Below are 16,079 nucleotides of genomic sequence, written 5' to 3'. Positions count from 1 at the left end.
AGGCCCCATGACCTTATCCATCGGCCAGCCCGCACCTTTGTCCAGATCCCGGCTGACGCTGTCCGATGACAGCATCGCGACGCGGCTGCTGATGGTCGCGCTGGCGGGGGCGGTGTTGTTTCACGGCGGGCTTCTGCCCTTCACCCATGCCAATACCTACGACGCCTTCATCCACATGTTCTTTGCCGACAGCTATCACCGCAGCTGGTTCGACCTGTGGGAGCCGCGCTGGTACACGGGCTTTGCCACCACCTCCTATCCACCCGGCACGCATATGGCGATCGCCGCGCTGATGCAGGTGATGCCGCTGCGGGCCGCCTTCGTCGTGGTGATGCTGGCCGGGGTGCTGCTGCTGACGACGGGCGTCTTCCGCTTTGCCAAGCTGTGGGTGGGACCGGTCCCTGCGGGATATGCGGCGATCCTGCTGGTCATCGCGTCATCGATCTCGGAAACGGTGCATCTCTTTGGACAGCTGCCGACGATCTTTTCGCTGGGCGTCTTCCTGAACGGCCTGCCTTTCGCCTATCGCTGGATCCTGCAAGGGGGGACGGCGCAACTGGCCGGGGCCGTGATCTTTGCTTCGGCCACGACCGCCTGTCATCACGTCACCACCATCTTCGGCGGCGCGCTGTTCGTCTTGCCTCTGGGGGTCCGGGCGCTGCTGGATGTCGGCGTGATGCACCCGGCGCGCCGGCCCATCCACCGCCTGACCCGCCTGATCAGGCCCATCCTGCGCGGGCTTCTTCTGGCGGTGCTAATGCTGTCGGCCATCGCCATCACCGTCTGGCCTTATTGGAGCTGGTCGGTCAGCGACCCCATCACCCAGGTTCCCATCCCCCATGGCAGCCGCGAGAATTTCCTGGCGCGGCCCAACCTGGGCTTCATCTTCTTCGTGCTGCCCTGGGGTCTGTTGATCCTGTTCCTGCCCTATGTCATCCTGCGCCTGTGGGGTCGGCGGATGTGGCCGTTGGGCTTTTCGATCCTGCTCTGCTCCCTGCTGGGCACCGGCGGCACGACCGAACTGCCGCGCAAGCTGTTGGGCGGGGCCTTCGACATCCTGACGCTGGACCGCTTCACCTTCTGGGCCAGCATCCTGATCCTGCCCTTCGGCGGGCGATTGGTGACCAGCCTGATGCATGGTCGCGGTGCGGATGCCCTGCGCGACGCCTTCGGGCGGGGGATGCACCGTGTCATTATCGGCGGCGGCTTTGCAGCCATGGTCTGCATCGCCGTCGGGGCGGCCATTCTGCCGGTGCTGCAACCGACCCAGCCGCGTTTCATCGAACCGGACCCCATCGCGAATTTCATGTCCAGCGACGACCATGACCGCTGGCGATACCTGACCTTGGGGTTCGGCGACCAGTTCGCCTATGTTTCTGCCATGACGACGGCGCAATCGGTGGATGGCAACTACCACTCGGCCCGCCGCCTGCCCGACATGACCCGGTTTTCCGTCGAACGGCTCGAGAATGCCAAATACCTGGGCGTCCCAGGCCTGGGGTCGCTGCAACAGTTTCTGGTCAATGCCGATGGCTATCGGCTGAAATACGTCTTCTCGAACGACGAATTCTATGACCCTCTGCTGTTCTTCACGGGGTGGACCCGGCTGAACCGGCTGCAGAACGGCGTCACGGTCTGGGAACGCGCCGATGTCACCGCCCTTGAACCTGTCCAGCCGCGCCGAGAGATGAGCCCCGCCGATACGATCCTCTGGGGGGTGCTGCCACCCGGCGCCCTGTTGCTGGCGGCGGCGATCTTTCTGGGCCAGGCGCTGCGGGGTGGGTTCGGATCGGCGGGGACGCTGCCCGTGGCCCCGCCGCCGGACCCGGCCGGATTTCGCCATCCCCGGCTGATTCGCTGGTCGTTGCGTATCGGGGCGGCGCTGGCGGTGGCTTTGATCATCACCGGGGGCGTGGCGCTTCAGCGGCATCTGCGACCGCCGGACGGCCCGGAATACGTGATCACCCGCTATTTCCAGGATCTGGATTTCAGGCGGTTCGAAGAAGCCTGGGGACGTCTTGACCCCGAAACCCGCCCCAGCTTTCAGGCGGCGCTTTTTGGCTGGCGTTGGACGGGGGGGCTTGTCGCCTCCTATGCAAAGCTGACCGACATCCGGCTGATCCCTGGCCAACGCAGCAATAACATCGCCGATTTCGAGGTCGAGCTGCATTGGCTCAGCGCGCTCGACACCCACGAACAGAAGATCGCAATGCGCGCGGTTCGCCGCGATGACGGATGGTTCCTGCTGCCCCGTGGATTGCGCCCCCAGCAAAGCCCCGAACGCCTGACCCGCCTGGCCGAAATGGGGTGGAACCTGACCGGCCGACGCCAGCCGCGGATCGAGACGGACCTGCATCGCGACCGTCTGGACCGGCCCCGCATCGTCGTGCCATCGGCCGTGCTGGTCCAGCACAAGGGGCGCTTCCACCTGCTGGGCCGCATCTGGAATGCCGACAGCGAACCCGCGCTGACCAGCCTGTTCGGCGACATGCTGGCGGGCAAACGGATCCTGTCCCATCAGGCGGCGGGGCTGGCGGGCGGCCAGCGCCTGATGCCCGGGCAAAGCGCGGGCTTCCGCATCGATTTCGAAGGCGTGCCGCGGCTGGATCATGCGGGTCGGAACTATGACCCGGCCATCTATGTCCCACCAGTGCTTGATCGGGCGCCGGAACGCGCGGCGCTGCAGGCGCGGGCGCTGACGACGGGCCAGGACCTCTATCCCGCGATCATGCTGTCGGGGCTGCGCGTCGCGCGGGGTGCTGACGGCCATGTCCTGACGGGGCTTGCGACCAATACCGGCACGCAATCCGCCGCACTGATCCGCATCACGGCAGAGCTTTCGGGCGCCGACGGCCAGCCCATCTGGGTCGAACCCGGCTTTCTGGAGGAAAACATCCATCCCGGCCAAAGCGCCCCTTTCCGCGTCATCCTGCCCCTGCGATCCTCGATCAGGGTGATCGACCGCCTGACCGCGCCGCAGATCGTGGTGAACGGCAGCAACCAGCAGGCCGACCTGACCCTGGCCCCGCCCCCCAGCCTTCCGGTCACGGTGCCGGGATATGGGGGGCTGCGGCTGCATGCCTCGACGATGACCCATGATCCGGTGTTCTAAGATGATGCGACCCCTATGCATGATGATCCTGCTGGCCGGCCCCGCCGGGGCCGAACCGGTCGTCACCGACGGCTTCGGCATCCTGCCCACGCGGCTTCTGGGCCCAGATCGGGCGACATGGACGGATGCCCCCACGGGCGGCGCACCGGCAGATCCCGGCGATCCGGCCACCGTCCTGCTGTTTGCGGGGCCGAAGCTGCTGGTGGCCGGGCGTGACAGGGCGCATCTGGTCGCCCTGGGTCTGGACCAGCACGGCAACCTTGTCCGCGATGGGCAGATCACGACCTTCAGCATGCCGGACGGCACGTTGCCCGACCAACGGACGCGGAACGGCATCGCCGACATCCTGCACCTGCCGCCACCCAAGGCGCGCCGCATGACCGTGGGTGCCCAGATCGGCGACCGCCAAAGCCCGCCCGCCGATCTGGCGGTGACGGCGGATCTGTCCGCGCTTGTCCCCCGGATCCGGGCCCCCGAACCCCCATCGGCCCGGATTGACCTGCTGCAGCTGGAAAGCCTGCCCCTGACCGACCGCCATGGCAACGTCGTTCCCGACGGGATCGCGCTGGACCTGACGATGCTGGGCGCAAATGGGGCCGCGCTTGCCACGCCCGTGACCCTGGCCGGACGCGCGCAGACCGTCCTGGTGCCCCGCGACATGCAGGGGACACAGGATGCGCGGATGGCGCTTGGGGCGCAGCAGGGGCCTGTCGCGCCGATCGATTTCGGGCGGGTGGTTCCCCTGCCCGCCCCGCCGATTGCGGCATGGTCCCTTGGGGCCCTGGATCTGATGGTCCTGCGCATAGGCCCCATCGGCACGCAGGACGGACACCTGATGCCCGATGGCACCCCGGTCCGTGTGACGACCGATGACGGCATCGCGACTGGCTGGTTGCGGGATGGCCAGGTCGAACTGCAGCTGCCCCGGCCTGCGGGCCTTGGTCCGATGATGCTGCAGCTGGATCTGCCGGGGCTGTCGGAACGCCGTCGGGTTGCCCCCGGCCTGCCCCCGCCCGCCCCGATCGAGGCCAGCGAATGATCCGGCGCGTCAGGATCGCCGCGCAGGTCGCGGCCGCGCTGGTCTTCGTGGCGGGTCTGTGGGCCGCGCTTGGCGCGACCGCCGAGGTCTATCGCCAGCTGGAGGAGCGCGAGGTGACCCATCGCTATCTGGCCGAGGCTGTCACGCCCGTGCCGGGCGCGCGCGACATGGTCGACTGGCAGGCCCCCCGCGCAGCCTTGGCGCGTCCTCTGACCGAAGGCGATGCGGTCCAGATCGGTCGCGCGATCACCGCCGCATGGCAGTTGCTGACCGTGGCCCAGGACGAGGGCACCCCCGATCTGCTGTCGGACGCCTTCAGCGGCGTCGCGCTTGGGCGGGCGCGCCGGTCGGTCGCGGATGCGCAGGCCGGGGGCGGACGGATGGCAGTCCTGTCGATCACCGCCCAACCGACCTTCTTCCATCGGGATGGGTCGGTCTTTCAGGCACGGCTGCGGATGCGGGTCTCGCGCCACATCGCCTCGGCGACCACGCTGCTGCACCATGAGGTGACAGAGGACGCAGGCATCATCACCCTGATGAACGAAAGCAGCGGCTGGCGCGTCTATCAGTACCAGCGCGATGCCGGTCTGCCTGCCGCGCTGCCCGCGCTGCCCGCGCTGCGACAGGACCATCCCGCCCTGGGCAACGGCCTGAACTATTTCCCCGCCGACCGGCCTTGGCGGCGGTTCTGGCCGAATTTCGACATCCTGCAGGTCCGGACCGATTTCGCACGCATCCGCGCCCTGGGCGGCACATCGGTGCGGATCTTTCTGACGCATGACGATTTCACCGCCCCCGACCCATCCGACGCGCTGCAGAACCTGGCCCGCCTTTTGGCCGTGGCCCAGCTGGAGGGGCTGCAGGTCGTGCCCACGCTGTTCGACCAGCGGCCCGGATATCGCACCGGCCTGTGGGGGCAGGATGCGGTGATGCTGGCCAATGTCCTGCCGATCCTGGCGGCCAAGGGCAGCGTGGCGATGATCGACCTCAAGAACGAACCCGATCTGGATTTCGAAAGCCATGGCCAAGGCCAGGTCGAGGCATGGCTGCTGACCATGCTGTTCCAGGTCCGGCTGCTGGCGCCGGATCTGCCGGTGACCGTCGGCTGGTCTTCGGCGCGATATGCGGGGGTACTGGCACCCTTGCTGGATGCGATCAGCTATCACGACTACACGCCGCCGGGCGAAAGCCTGTCGGCCCTGCAGGCGGCGCATCAGGCGGCGGGCGACAAACCGGTTCTGGTGACGGAGATCGGATACACCTCCTATGACGCGCTGCTGGGATGGCCAGCATCCGAAACGGCCCAGGCCCAGGCGCTGGACGCGCGTCTGGACGCGCTGTTGAACGCGCCCCGGCCCGCCGATGCCGTGATGGTCTGGACGCTGACCGATTTCGTCCGGGTCGATCCCGGTGCGGTCGGCGCCAATCCCCTGATCCGCAAACGGCAGGCCGCTTACGGGATGGTGGACATCCACGGTCGCGAAAAGCCGGCCGCCGACGTCCTGCGCCGCCATTTCAGCGCCGCCCCATCCGAAAGCATAGCCGACTGACCCGATGCACCGCCCGCCGATGCACAGGAAACCGCGCGTGATACAACGCAGGGGCGTATGAACAGGCGTATTTGCTGACAGCAGAAAGGCCGATGTCATGCCCCGCATCCGACTTGCCCTTGTGACTGCCTTCCCACCGGGACGGCAGAGCCTGAACGAATATGGCTGGCACCTTGCGCTGGCACTGGCCAAACACCCCGATGTCGCGGACCTGGTCGTGCTGGCCGACCGGCTGGAGGACGGAACGGCCGACCTGAACCCAACCGATCTGCCGGCAAACCTGACCCTGAAGCGGGTCTGGCGGTTCAACAGCCTGGGGACCACACCATGCCTGCTGCGATGCCTGTCGCAACAGGCGCCCGACGGCGTCATCTGGAACCTTCAGATGGGCAGCTTCGGCGACCGCGAAATTTCGGCGGCCCTGGGCCTGCTGGCCCCGGCCCTTGCCCGCATCGGGCGGCCCAGCGGGGTCATCGCGCACAACATCCTGGCGGGGATGGATCTGGACAAGACCCAGCTGCAGGGCCAGCGCCTGCGCCAGGGCGTCGTGCGGGCTGGGGCGGCGGTCGTGACCCGCGCCATGCTGGCCGCCAGCTATACCACCGTCACGCTGCGCAGCTATCGCGACCTGCTGGGGGCGCGGCATCCGCAGGCGCGCGTCGATCTGGTGCCGCATGGCACCTTCGCGCAGGCGCCCCGCCGCCCCATGCCCCTTTCCTCACGCCCGCCGCGTATCGTCACCATGGGCAAGTTCGGAACCTACAAGCGGCTCGAGACCCTGCTGGAGGCTTTTGACATCCTGCGGCAAGGCCCAGGCTTCGCCGATGTCAAGCTGCATGTCGGCGGTGGCGATCATCCCGCGACGCCGGGCTATGTCGCGGGCATTGCGGCGTCGCGACAGCATGATCCGCGCGTGCGGTTCCACGGCTATCTTCCCGAAAACCAGATCGAGGATTTCTTCGGTCAGGCCCGGCTGGCGGTCTTTGACTATTCCGCCACGACGGGCAGTTCGGGCGTGCTGCATCAGGCGGCCAGCCTGGGGGCCGTCCCCGTCTTTCCCCATATCGGGGATTTCGTCGATGTCTGCCGCGACGAAGGCCTGGACGGGGCGCATTTTGCGGCCGGCGATGCGGCCGACATGGCGCGCGCGATCGCCCGCATGCTGACCGATGCCGATTCGGCACAGGCTCTGGCCGACAGCAACCTGGCCGCATCGGCCCAGATGCCCATCGCCGATGTCGCCGCCTATCACGTCCGGCGCATGATCGCGTTGCAGCCGATCGGATCATCGGCCTGCCCCAGCGGACAGCAAGGCGACTGTCCGAAAGGTTAACGCCCTTGTTGCGGACGGGCAGGACCTCTGCGGATGCCCGTCCGACCATACCGGACGCGACCGGGCGAGATGCAGCGAAAGCCGCGACAACGGTGACAGCCACCCGCCAAGGAAAGTCGCCATGCAGATGCTTTCGATCATCACCCCGTCGCGTGCCGTCCAGCCTGCCGTAATCCTGTCGCTGGACATCGTCATCCCCTGCTTCAACGAGGAACGCCGTCTGGACATCGATGCCCTTCTGGGCGCCCTGGATGCGACGCCGGGGCTTCGCCTGACCTGCGTCGATGACGGCAGCAGCGACGCCACGCTGTCGGTGCTGCAGCGCCTTGCCGCCGCTGCGCCCGGGCGGGTCCGCGTTCTGCCCCTGTCCCGCAATCAGGGCAAGGCCGAGGCCGTCCGCCAGGGCCTGCTGAAAGCCTGCACCGGGCCGGATGCCGCCCAGCTGGTGGGATACTGGGACGCCGATCTTTCGACGCCTCTGGACGCGATCGAGGATTTCCGCCGGGTGATGATCCGCCTGCCCGAGGTTCAGATGGTCTTTGGGTCGCGCCGGGCGCTGCTGGGCCACCGCATCCGGCGCAGCGCGATGCGGCGGATCATTTCACGCATCTGCGCGACGCTGGCAGGCGCGGCCATCGGCCTGTCCGTGGGCGACAGCCAGTGCGGCGCCAAGCTGATGCGCAATTCGGACGATTTGCGCGCGGCCCTTGCCCGCCCCTTCGACAGCGGTTGGTTGTTCGACGTCGAGCTGTTCGCCCGGCTGTCAAACCGTTGGGCCAGCCCGCGCGAGGCCTTTTTCGAACTGCCCCTGACCCAATGGCACGAGGTTCCCGGTTCCAAGGTCACCAGCCGCGCCGTCCTGTCCAGCGGCTTGCTGATGCTGCGGCTGATCGGGCGCAACCGCCTGGCGCCGTCGCGGCCCCACGGCAGGGCGGCCTGACGCCATGCGCATCCCCGCCGCATCGACCGCCCTTCTGATCTTCCTGTCCTCGAACCTGGCAAACCTGGGCAACCTGGTCTTCAACATGCTGTTCGGGCGCTGGATGAGCCCCACCGATTTCGCCCTTCTGGCCGCCTGCCTGACGGTTCTTCTGGGCGGGATGGGCCTTCTGGAGGCCCTGCGCATGGCCGCCAGCCACCAGATGGCCGACGCCGCCCCCGACCGCCGCGCCGCGCAGGAAGCGGCCTTGGCGCGCCTGTCCCGCCGCGCCTTGCTACCCGGCCTGATCCTGTCGATCCTGGGGGCGGCTGTCTGGTTGGCGCTTCAGGGGCGCGATGCCGCGCCTTGGGTCCTGCTTTTCATGGCACTGCCCGTGGCGATGCCGCTGTCGATCCTGCGCGGGCTGGCCCTGGGTCGGATGCAGGCGGTCCCCGTCGTCGTGTCAGCCCAGGCCGAGATGCTGTTCCGGCTGCTGGGCGCTGTGCTGGCCTGGCAGGCCGGGCTGGGCATGGGGGGCGTCGTTTTGGCATTGGCACTGTCGATCGGGGCGGCGTGGCTGGTTCTGGACCGTAGCGTGGTGATGCCCGCGCTGCGCCGCCACGCACCGGCCAATCTGCCGGTCGGCCGACTGGTGGTCGCATCGCTTCCCTTCGCGGCCCTGCAGGCGGCCCAGTTGGGGGCGCTGGACGCGGATGTCCTGCTGGCCTGGCTGGTGCTTCCGGCGGACCAGACGGGATTGGTCGCCGCGCTGTGCCTGTTCCAGCGGGTGCAATTCTATGCCTGTTTCGGTCTGGCCTCCGTCCTGCTGCCGGCCGTGGCGCTGGCCCGAGCCCAAGGTGCCCCTCTGGGTCCGGCAGTCCGTCCCATCATCCTGCTTTCCGGGGCCGTGGCGGCAACCTGCCTTCTGGCCGCGACCGTCTTTCCGACATGGGTGCTGAACGCGCTGGTCGGGCCGCAATATGCGGCGGCGGCGACCGGCCTTGGCATGGCCTCGGGGGCTGCGGCGCTGTTCACCTTCGGCTATATGGCCGCGACGCTGATGTTGGCGCAAGGTGACTGGCGCGGTCTGGCCATTCTGACGGCGGGGGCCGCGTGCCAGGGGCTGGCCATAATCGCCCTGCCCCATGCCACCCTGGAGGGGTTCCTGATCACCAAGCTGGTCGCCCAAGGCGCCGCGGCACTGGGCCTGGCCATGGTGCTGCTGTTGCCCGCACGATCACAACGCCCACAGCCCGCATCGGTTGGGATCAGACCATGATCGGGGTGATGCGCCTTTTTGCCCTGCTGGCGATCCTGCTTGCAGATGCCGCCCCGGCATCGAGCCAGGAAAAGCCTTGGACCGGCGCAACCGGGGGCATCCTGCGCCTGCCCAATTCGAACCAGGCCCATGATGACGGCAATGCCTTCGGCGAGGCCTGGGGCAAGATCGACCGGACATTGTACCGGACCACCAAGGACAGGATGACGATCTTTGCCTTGGGCAATGCCGTCACGGATTCGGCCGGGCATGGCTATAACAGCACATCCAAGATCGGCGTCGGGCTGGCATGGTCGCGTCAGGTGACCCCCGCGCTGAATGTCACGCTCAGCCTGCGCCACGACTGGGCCCGTGAACGCGACACGGGTCTGCGCCAGCAGGGGCTGCGGGCGGCGCTGGACTATTACTACTATCGCTATCGCGAGGCCGAACCGGGGCTGCGGATGTGGGGTCTGCCGATGCGTGGCACGATCCTGAAAAGCTATGGCACGCTGGCCTATCCGGGATCCCTGCAGGATGGCGACCGGAACCTGGTGCTGACGATGGGGGGCGAATTGTCCCGCGACCTGACATTGGGGCGCGCCGGTCTACTGATATCGCCATTCCTTGATGTCGACATGGCATGGGATCTGGACGGGAATGATTACAACAACAAGCTTGTCTTGGGTGGAGGTATCAAGCTGCGCCGCCCCTTGCCGACCGGAGAGGTCTTCGCATCCGCACGGCTGCAATCGGACTATCGCTGGCAGCAGGATCGCGACCGCCTGACGGTGCGGCCCGGCGTTCAGATCGGCTGGTATGTCGGATTTTGAAGGCGCGGACAATTGATGGCCCGCGAAGCCCGCACGGCAGGGCGAAATGCCCCGCCGCGTGGAATTGCGTCCCGGATCAGCTGGCTTCGGCCAGAACGCCGCACAGCATCCGGTCGCCCGCGTCGCCCGACGGTTGCGAGGTCAGATCATCGGCCTGCGCGTGCAGCATGAAGGCCGTGCCGTCATCATCCGAAATCAGGTCTGCGCCCAGTTCGGGGATGAAATATTCGACGATGATGGCTCCGTTCTCGGGGACATGGACATTGGGCATGTCCCCGATATGGGGGCCGTTTTCCGACAAAACGCCATGGTCTTCGCCATCCTGGGCCAGATGGCCGCCGGCGCTTTTGAAATCGGGGCCCTCGCACAGGCCGGTTTCATGCAGGTGCGCGCCATAGATGCCTTGCGGCACATCCATCAGCTGGATCTTGACATGCATCATGCCGGACGGCGTTTCGGTCGCTTCGACCGTACCGCGGGCATTGTCCTGACCATCGGCCAGATCGGCGGACAAGGATGTGGTTTCGGCCGCCATCACCGGACCGGCGGCAAGAATGGCAAGAAGGGTGGCTGTTTTAACGCGGGTCATCATGTCATCCTGTGTGTTGTGTCGGTTCTGCCCAATCAACGGCGCGGGGCGGACGATGTTCCATCCGCAGGGCGCCGCAACCCTTCAGCAGACAATCCCAAGATGCTGTTTTCCGACCGATCACGCGTCAAAACGGGAACTTTGGCGGGGTTTCCGCGTCAATTTGCAGAGTGAACATTCCCCGATCAAAGGATTTGACCATGCGCTTCGTGACCCTTGGACTGACCGCCGCCATCCTGACCCTGTCGGCCTGCGGCGACACCACGACGGAACGGGCCGCCACGGGTGGGGTGGGCGGTGCCGTCGTCGCCGGACCCGTCGGTGCGGTTGTCGGCGGGACGGCCGGTGCCCTTGGCGGCATGAACTGATCGCCTCCACCGATCCGCAGGATGATGACAAGGCCGTGCCCCAAACCGGGGCGCGGCCTTTCGCATGGCCTTGCGAGGCGGATTGCCATCCCCTACATCTGACACGAATGACAGAAGGAACACCCGATGGCGATGGAAGCCCATGACATCGAAGCCCTGATCCAGGCCGCATTTCCCAATGCGAAGATCACGATCACCGATCTGGCCGGCGACGGAAACCACTATGCCGCCGAGGTTATCGATGAAAGCTTCCGCGGCCAGAACAGGGTCCAGCAGCAGCGCGCCGTCTATGCCGCGCTGCAAGGCAAGATGGATGGCCCGGCCGGTGCGCTGCACGCATTGGCGCTGACCACCAAGGCACCCGCCTGAGGCGGTCCCTGCCCCGAATTCCGGCCCTTCGATCACAGGGCCCGCGACCAAGAGGATTGCGCAAATGAGCGACGTGACCACGAATATCAAGGAAATCATCGACACGAACCCGGTGGTTCTGTTCATGAAGGGCACCAAGGAAATGCCGCAATGCGGATTTTCCAGCCGGGTTGCCGGGGTGCTGAACTATATGGGCGTGTCGTTTCAGGACGTGAACGTTCTGGCCGATCAGGACCTGCGTCAGGGCATCAAGGATTTTTCGGACTGGCCGACGATCCCGCAGTTGTATGTGAATGGTGAATTCGTCGGCGGCTGCGACATCATCACCGAGATGACCCTGTCGGGCGAGTTGGACCAGCTGTTCGCGCAGAAAGGCATCGAATATGATCAGGCGGCGGCGGACAAGATCCGCGAAGCAAACGCCTGATATGAAAAAGGGCGCCGCAAAGGCGCCCTTTTTTTCTGTCAGATCACGTCGTCTGGATCGTGATAGATATCGCTTCGGCGGCTTTCCTGTACCTTGGCGGCCAAGGTGATGCCGACCGCGAAGGCACCGATCAGCTTGGCCATGCTTCCGGCGTTGCTGTTCGAGCTTTGACGCGCCTGCTGGACGAATTTCTCCGTCGAACGCTGTGCCGACTGGATATTCCTTGTCGACAGCCCCAACGACGTTGCCGTGTCCCGCACCGTGCCAAAGACCCGGCGTTCGGTATCGTTGGCCAGCTTGGCGGCGCGAAACCCTGCCTCGTCCATCAGCGAATGCGCCTTGGATTCGACCGTGGCGACAACCTTGTCGGCTTCGGACCGTGCCCGGGCAACAGCGGCATCGGTGGCAAGCGAGACCCGTGCTTCGACCTCTTTCTTGAGATCATCGGAACTGGGCATCTTGTGCTTTTCACGCGATGACATGGCGATCAGCACCAGCGCGATGACCACAAAGCCACCACCGATGGCCAGCGACGCCAAGGCGGCACCCCAGTCAAGTTCGGTTGCCAGATAGGACCACAGTGCCGCGACCAGAAAACCAAGGCCGACGGCACCGACCAGACCGGCGACACCTTTCAGTGCCGCACGGCGGGCCTTGTCCGTCAAAGCGAGTTTTGCATTGCGGGCAAAATCAAACATCTGCGGCTCAGCGACGCGCGATCAGCAGGCCGACCAGGAAGCCGACGCCAGCCGCGATGCCCAAGGATTGCGCCGGATTGCGGCGAACCATTTCGGACACTTCGTCATAGCGCTCTTCGGCATAGATCGCGGCTTCATGGGCCTTCTGCTGACCGGCGTCGTACAGACGCTCGGCCTCCAGGCGTGCGCGCTCGGCATATTCCTGGCCGGTTTCGCGTGCGCGATCGGCATAGTTGCGCCCCGCCTCGACCGCGTCATTGGCCAGTTCCGAACCGCGCTGTGCAAGACGATCTGCGCCCGAGTTGTTCGCCAGGTTGTTTACCGTGTCCCGAACGTCGTTCTGCACCTTGCGCGCACCCTCGTTCAGGTCGTTCTTGGCTTCCTGTGCGGCGGCTGCTGCGTCGCGCTTGACGTCGTCGGCGGAGGTCGAATTTGCCATCGTAAAATCCTTTCATCGGTGTCGTTTCACCTTCGATGGACAAACAAATGTGCAAGATGATTGTTCCCGACCGGATCAAAAATCTTTGTTGACAGCCCCGGATACCCCAACGCGTCCTGCGCGCAGGCCGCGCGGGTCTTGCCATTGCGGCACCGGCCCGGATCAGCCTGCCGATGAAGCCGGTTGCACAATTCCGGCACGGCATGCTGATAATGCGCCAAGCGGCAGGCAGGACGGACGCGCCCCATCGACACAAGATCCACAAGGATCGGCTGACGCGCGGCTGTCCACAGGGGGGATGAGACATGAGCAGGATTGGTCTTGATGCGACGGATATCCGCATCCTTGCAGCCGTCCAGAAGCACGGTCAGCTCAGCAAGACGCGGCTGGCCGAGATCGTCAACCTGTCGCCCACCCCCTGTCTGGCACGATTGACGCGGCTGAAGGGAGCCGGCCTGATCCGCGGATATCATGCCGATATCGCGCTGGAACGGATCGGAAGCTTTTCGCAGGTCATCGTCACGATATCGCTGGCCCTGCATCGCAAGGTCGATTTCGACCGTTTCGAGACCCATATCCGCGCCCTGCCCGAGGTGACCGAATGCATCGCGACGGGTGGCGGGATGGATTACGTCCTCAAGGTCCTTACCCCGAACCTGGCTGCCTTTCAGACGCTGATGGAAACCATGCTGGAGGCCGAACTGGGGATCCAGCGCTACATGACCTATATCGTCACCCGACAGGTCAAATCCGCGCAGCCGGATATCGTCGGATTGATGCGCCAGACCGCCGCGCAGGACTGAGCGCCCTTGCAGGAGCCGCGTCCCGCGCCGGATCGTCTGAGGCCAGCTGACCGAACGGTCTGAACAACCCGGCAAGAACAGACCGTCCGGGCGTATCCCGATCCGATTTCAGCCCGCGATGTCAGAAAATCCGCGCTTAGATCGCGTCATCGGCCCCATCATCCCCGGCCCGCATCGGCCCATGTTGCGCGAAAGAAGACGACAGATGACACAGACGCAAGATTTCGGTTTCGGCACGCAGATCCGCAAATCCCCCTATTTCGACGCGACGGTCAGATGGGGCGCCACGGGGTTTTCGGTCTATAACCACATGTATATTCCGCGCGATTTCGGGGACCCTGTCCAGAACTTCTGGAACCTGATCAACGAAGCGATCCTGTGCGATGTGGCCGTCGAACGCCAGGTCGAGATCACCGGCCCCGACGCGGCCCGCTTTGCCCAACTGCTGACGCCGCGCGATCTGTCCAAGATGGCGGTCGGACAGTGCAAATACGTCCTGATCACCAATGCCCAGGGCGGCATCCTGAACGACCCGATCATGCTGCGCTTGGCGGAAAACCATTTCTGGATATCACTGGCGGACAGTGACATCCTGCTGTGGGCACAGGGGGTCGCGGTGCATTCGGGGATGGACGTCACGATCAGGGAACCGGACGTATCGCCTCTGCAGCTGCAGGGGCCGAAATCGGGTCAGGTGATGCGGGCGCTGTTCGGCGACGCCATCACGGACCTGCGCTATTACTGGCTGCGCCAGGTCGAACTGGACGGCATCCCGCTGATCGTGTCGCGCACCGGCTGGTCCAGCGAACTGGGATACGAGCTGTATCTGCAGGACAGCAGTCGCGGGGACGAATTGTGGGAAAAGATCATGGCCGTCGGTGGCCCGATCGGTCTGAAACCGGGGCACACGTCGTCGATCCGCCGGATCGAGGGGGGAATGTTGTCCTATCACGCCGATGCCGACATCAACACCAACCCCTATGAGCTGGGACTGGACCGGCTGGTGAACCTGGATACCGAGGCCGATTTCATCGGCAAGGCCGCCTTGCGCCGCATCAGGGACGAAGGTCCGGCCCGCCGCCAGGTCGGCCTGGTGATCGAGGGCGAACCGCTGGCGGGTCCGAACACCACCTTCTGGCCCGTGACCCTTGACGGACGGACCGTGGGCAAGGTTACCTCGGCCATCCATTCGCCGCGACTTGGACAGAATATCGCACTGGCGATGCTGTCGGTCGCCGCGGCCCGTCTGGGCGCCCGCGTCCAGGTCCAGACCCGCGCCGGCGTGATGGCCGCCACCATCGTCGAACAGCCGTTCTACGACCCCAAGAAGTCCATCGCCGCGGCCTGAACCGCATGACCCGAAAGGAGCCAGAACCATGACAGACCCGTCGAACCCGCCTGAAGGGCAACGCATGGCACCTGGCTTCTTTCCCGACATGCCCGCGGATAACATCGCCCCCGGCGCCCCATCGATGGCCGACCCGCAGGGCGTCGTGGCACCGTTGAAGACCCCTGAACAACAACATCCCGGAGGCACCCATGTCGGCTGAACCGATCCTTCTGCAAGATCTGGACGGAACAGGCATCCTGCGCCTGACCCTGAACGATCCCATGCGCCGCAACGCCCTGTCCGAGGAGATGCTGGAAGAACTGGGGGCGGCCATCGCCCGGGCCGATACCGATGCGGCGGTGCGGGTGGTCGTGCTGGCCGCGAATGGCTCTGCTTTCAGCGCAGGCCACGACCTCAAGCAGCTGACCGCCGCGCGCGCCGCCCCCGATGGCGGCCAAGCCTATTTCGCGCGCATCATGGCGCTGTGTTCCGCGGTCATGCAGGCCATCGTGGCTTGTTCCAAGCCCGTCATCGCCGAAGTCACCGGCATCGCCACCGCCGCCGGCTGCCAGCTGGTGGCCAGCTGCGATCTGGCAATTGCGGCCGATGACGCGCGCTTCAGCACGCCGGGCGTCCATATCGGGCTGTTCTGTTCCACCCCCATGGTCGCCCTGTCGCGCAACGTGGCCCCGAAACACGCGATGGAGATGCTGCTGACCGGCGACATGACCCCGGCCGCCCGTGCAGCCCAGATCGGGCTGATCAACCGCGCCGTGCCCGCCGCCGACCTGCGCCGGACGACCATGGAGATCGCCGCCAGCATCGCGTCGAAATCGGCCATGACCCTGGCCGTGGGCAAGCGCGCCTTCTATGACCAGCTGGATATGACGCTGGCGCACGCCTATGACCACGCATCCGACGTGATGGTCCGCAATATGCTGGCGCGCGACGCCCAGGAAGGCATGGGCGCCTTCATCGACAAGCGCAGCCCCGAATGGCAGGATCGATAGGG

General features: G+C 65.8%; 17 protein-coding genes. 14 read left to right on the top strand and 3 right to left on the bottom strand.

All coding sequences use genetic code 11. The features are described 5' to 3' along the window. Positions 1-7: 7 nt before the first annotated feature. From IE00_RS05985 to IE00_RS05955, 7 genes are all read left to right on the top strand, one after another. Positions 8-3,112 carry a hypothetical protein gene (locus IE00_RS05985; protein WP_072296178.1) on the top strand — a complete coding sequence of 1,035 codons (3,105 nt, stop codon included), beginning with the start codon at positions 8-10 and terminating at the stop codon, positions 3,110-3,112. Between the two features lie 22 nt (positions 3,113-3,134). After that, positions 3,135-4,151, top strand: a complete 1,017-nt coding sequence (locus IE00_RS05980) for a hypothetical protein (protein WP_205949653.1) — start codon at positions 3,135-3,137, stop codon at positions 4,149-4,151. Then, complete coding sequence (locus IE00_RS05975; RefSeq protein WP_072296176.1) at positions 4,148-5,701, top strand: hypothetical protein; 1,554 nt, start codon at positions 4,148-4,150, stop codon at positions 5,699-5,701. Before IE00_RS05980 ends, IE00_RS05975 begins: the two co-directional genes overlap by 4 nt. A 97-nt stretch (positions 5,702-5,798) precedes the next feature. After that, positions 5,799-7,034: a glycosyltransferase gene (locus IE00_RS05970; RefSeq protein ID WP_072296175.1), complete on the top strand. Its 1,236-nt coding sequence runs from the start codon at positions 5,799-5,801 to the stop codon at positions 7,032-7,034. Between the two features lie 121 nt (positions 7,035-7,155). Then, positions 7,156-7,974, top strand: coding sequence for a glycosyltransferase (locus IE00_RS05965; RefSeq protein WP_083554108.1), 819 nt, complete (start codon positions 7,156-7,158; stop codon positions 7,972-7,974). A 4-nt stretch (positions 7,975-7,978) separates the two neighbouring features. Beyond that, positions 7,979-9,232 (top strand): hypothetical protein, encoded by a 1,254-nt coding sequence (locus tag IE00_RS05960; protein ID WP_072296174.1) that lies wholly within the window; start codon positions 7,979-7,981, stop codon positions 9,230-9,232. 8 nt (positions 9,233-9,240) lie between these two features. Further along, entirely contained in the window at positions 9,241-10,044 is an 804-nt protein-coding gene (locus IE00_RS05955) for a hypothetical protein (protein WP_072296173.1), read from the top strand. Between the two features lie 76 nt (positions 10,045-10,120). Here the strand turns inward: IE00_RS05955 and IE00_RS05950 are convergent, their stop codons facing one another. Beyond that, positions 10,121-10,633 (bottom strand): superoxide dismutase family protein, encoded by a 513-nt coding sequence (locus tag IE00_RS05950; RefSeq protein WP_072296340.1) that lies wholly within the window; start codon positions 10,631-10,633, stop codon positions 10,121-10,123. Positions 10,634-10,833: 200 nt separating this feature from the next. On the opposite strand from IE00_RS05950, the gene IE00_RS20080 reads away from it, so the two are divergent. From IE00_RS20080 to grxD, 3 genes are all read left to right on the top strand, one after another. After that, positions 10,834-11,001: a hypothetical protein gene (locus tag IE00_RS20080; protein WP_170864092.1), complete on the top strand. Its 168-nt coding sequence runs from the start codon at positions 10,834-10,836 to the stop codon at positions 10,999-11,001. Positions 11,002-11,127: 126 nt separating this feature from the next. Next, positions 11,128-11,370 carry a BolA/IbaG family iron-sulfur metabolism protein gene (locus IE00_RS05945; protein WP_072296172.1) on the top strand — a complete coding sequence of 81 codons (243 nt, stop codon included), beginning with the start codon at positions 11,128-11,130 and terminating at the stop codon, positions 11,368-11,370. Positions 11,371-11,434: 64 nt separating this feature from the next. Further along, complete coding sequence (gene grxD / locus IE00_RS05940) at positions 11,435-11,797, top strand: Grx4 family monothiol glutaredoxin (RefSeq protein ID WP_072296171.1); 363 nt, start codon at positions 11,435-11,437, stop codon at positions 11,795-11,797. A gap of 38 nt (positions 11,798-11,835) precedes the next feature. Here grxD and IE00_RS05935 read toward each other — a convergent pair whose 3' ends face one another. Both IE00_RS05935 and IE00_RS05930 read right to left on the bottom strand, forming a co-directional pair. Continuing rightward, positions 11,836-12,462: a phage holin family protein gene (locus IE00_RS05935; RefSeq protein ID WP_139291345.1), complete on the bottom strand. Its 627-nt coding sequence runs from the start codon at positions 12,460-12,462 to the stop codon at positions 11,836-11,838. A gap of 40 nt (positions 12,463-12,502) precedes the next feature. Then, positions 12,503-12,934 carry a YqjD family protein gene (locus IE00_RS05930; protein ID WP_072296169.1) on the bottom strand — a complete coding sequence of 144 codons (432 nt, stop codon included), beginning with the start codon at positions 12,932-12,934 and terminating at the stop codon, positions 12,503-12,505. Between the two features lie 305 nt (positions 12,935-13,239). Between IE00_RS05930 and IE00_RS05925 the strand changes: the two genes are divergently transcribed. The 4 genes from IE00_RS05925 (at position 13,240) to IE00_RS05915 (ending at position 16,077) form a co-directional block, all read left to right on the top strand. Then, positions 13,240-13,737: an Lrp/AsnC family transcriptional regulator gene (locus tag IE00_RS05925; RefSeq protein ID WP_072296168.1), complete on the top strand. Its 498-nt coding sequence runs from the start codon at positions 13,240-13,242 to the stop codon at positions 13,735-13,737. Between the two features lie 205 nt (positions 13,738-13,942). Beyond that, complete coding sequence (locus IE00_RS05920) at positions 13,943-15,085, top strand: glycine cleavage T C-terminal barrel domain-containing protein (RefSeq protein WP_072296167.1); 1,143 nt, start codon at positions 13,943-13,945, stop codon at positions 15,083-15,085. A gap of 64 nt (positions 15,086-15,149) precedes the next feature. Beyond that, entirely contained in the window at positions 15,150-15,287 is a 138-nt protein-coding gene (locus tag IE00_RS20075) for a hypothetical protein (protein WP_170864091.1), read from the top strand. Beyond that, positions 15,277-16,077: an enoyl-CoA hydratase gene (locus IE00_RS05915; RefSeq protein WP_072296166.1), complete on the top strand. Its 801-nt coding sequence runs from the start codon at positions 15,277-15,279 to the stop codon at positions 16,075-16,077. The genes IE00_RS20075 and IE00_RS05915 overlap by 11 nt, the downstream gene beginning before the upstream one ends. Positions 16,078-16,079 lie beyond the last annotated feature (2 nt).

The organism is Paracoccus sp. SM22M-07 (assembly GCF_001887735.1).
Classification (GTDB): Bacteria; Pseudomonadota; Alphaproteobacteria; order Rhodobacterales; family Rhodobacteraceae; genus Paracoccus.
Note: the sequence above shows the minus strand (reverse complement) of the source record. Positions and strands in the feature narration are given on the sequence as shown.

Bases quoted from the DNA above. Each gene is read 5' to 3' on its own strand.
- IE00_RS05985 (WP_072296178.1), top strand. From the start codon at position 8: ATGACCTTATCCATCGGCCAGCCCGCACCTTTGTCCAGATCCCGGCTG.
- IE00_RS05980 (WP_205949653.1), top strand. From the start codon at position 3,135: ATGATCCTGCTGGCCGGCCCCGCCGGGGCCGAACCGGTCGTCACCGAC.
- IE00_RS05975 (WP_072296176.1), top strand. From the start codon at position 4,148: ATGATCCGGCGCGTCAGGATCGCCGCGCAGGTCGCGGCCGCGCTGGTC.
- IE00_RS05970 (WP_072296175.1), top strand. From the start codon at position 5,799: ATGCCCCGCATCCGACTTGCCCTTGTGACTGCCTTCCCACCGGGACGG.
- IE00_RS05965 (WP_083554108.1), top strand. From the start codon at position 7,156: ATGCAGATGCTTTCGATCATCACCCCGTCGCGTGCCGTCCAGCCTGCC.
- IE00_RS05960 (WP_072296174.1), top strand. From the start codon at position 7,979: ATGCGCATCCCCGCCGCATCGACCGCCCTTCTGATCTTCCTGTCCTCG.
- IE00_RS05955 (WP_072296173.1), top strand. From the start codon at position 9,241: ATGCGCCTTTTTGCCCTGCTGGCGATCCTGCTTGCAGATGCCGCCCCG.
- IE00_RS05950 (WP_072296340.1), bottom strand. From the start codon at position 10,633: ATGACCCGCGTTAAAACAGCCACCCTTCTTGCCATTCTTGCCGCCGGT.
- IE00_RS20080 (WP_170864092.1), top strand. From the start codon at position 10,834: ATGCGCTTCGTGACCCTTGGACTGACCGCCGCCATCCTGACCCTGTCG.
- IE00_RS05945 (WP_072296172.1), top strand. From the start codon at position 11,128: ATGGCGATGGAAGCCCATGACATCGAAGCCCTGATCCAGGCCGCATTT.
- grxD (WP_072296171.1), top strand. From the start codon at position 11,435: ATGAGCGACGTGACCACGAATATCAAGGAAATCATCGACACGAACCCG.
- IE00_RS05930 (WP_072296169.1), bottom strand. From the start codon at position 12,934: ATGGCAAATTCGACCTCCGCCGACGACGTCAAGCGCGACGCAGCAGCC.
- IE00_RS05925 (WP_072296168.1), top strand. From the start codon at position 13,240: ATGAGCAGGATTGGTCTTGATGCGACGGATATCCGCATCCTTGCAGCC.
- IE00_RS05920 (WP_072296167.1), top strand. From the start codon at position 13,943: ATGACACAGACGCAAGATTTCGGTTTCGGCACGCAGATCCGCAAATCC.
- IE00_RS20075 (WP_170864091.1), top strand. From the start codon at position 15,150: ATGGCACCTGGCTTCTTTCCCGACATGCCCGCGGATAACATCGCCCCC.
- IE00_RS05915 (WP_072296166.1), top strand. From the start codon at position 15,277: ATGTCGGCTGAACCGATCCTTCTGCAAGATCTGGACGGAACAGGCATC.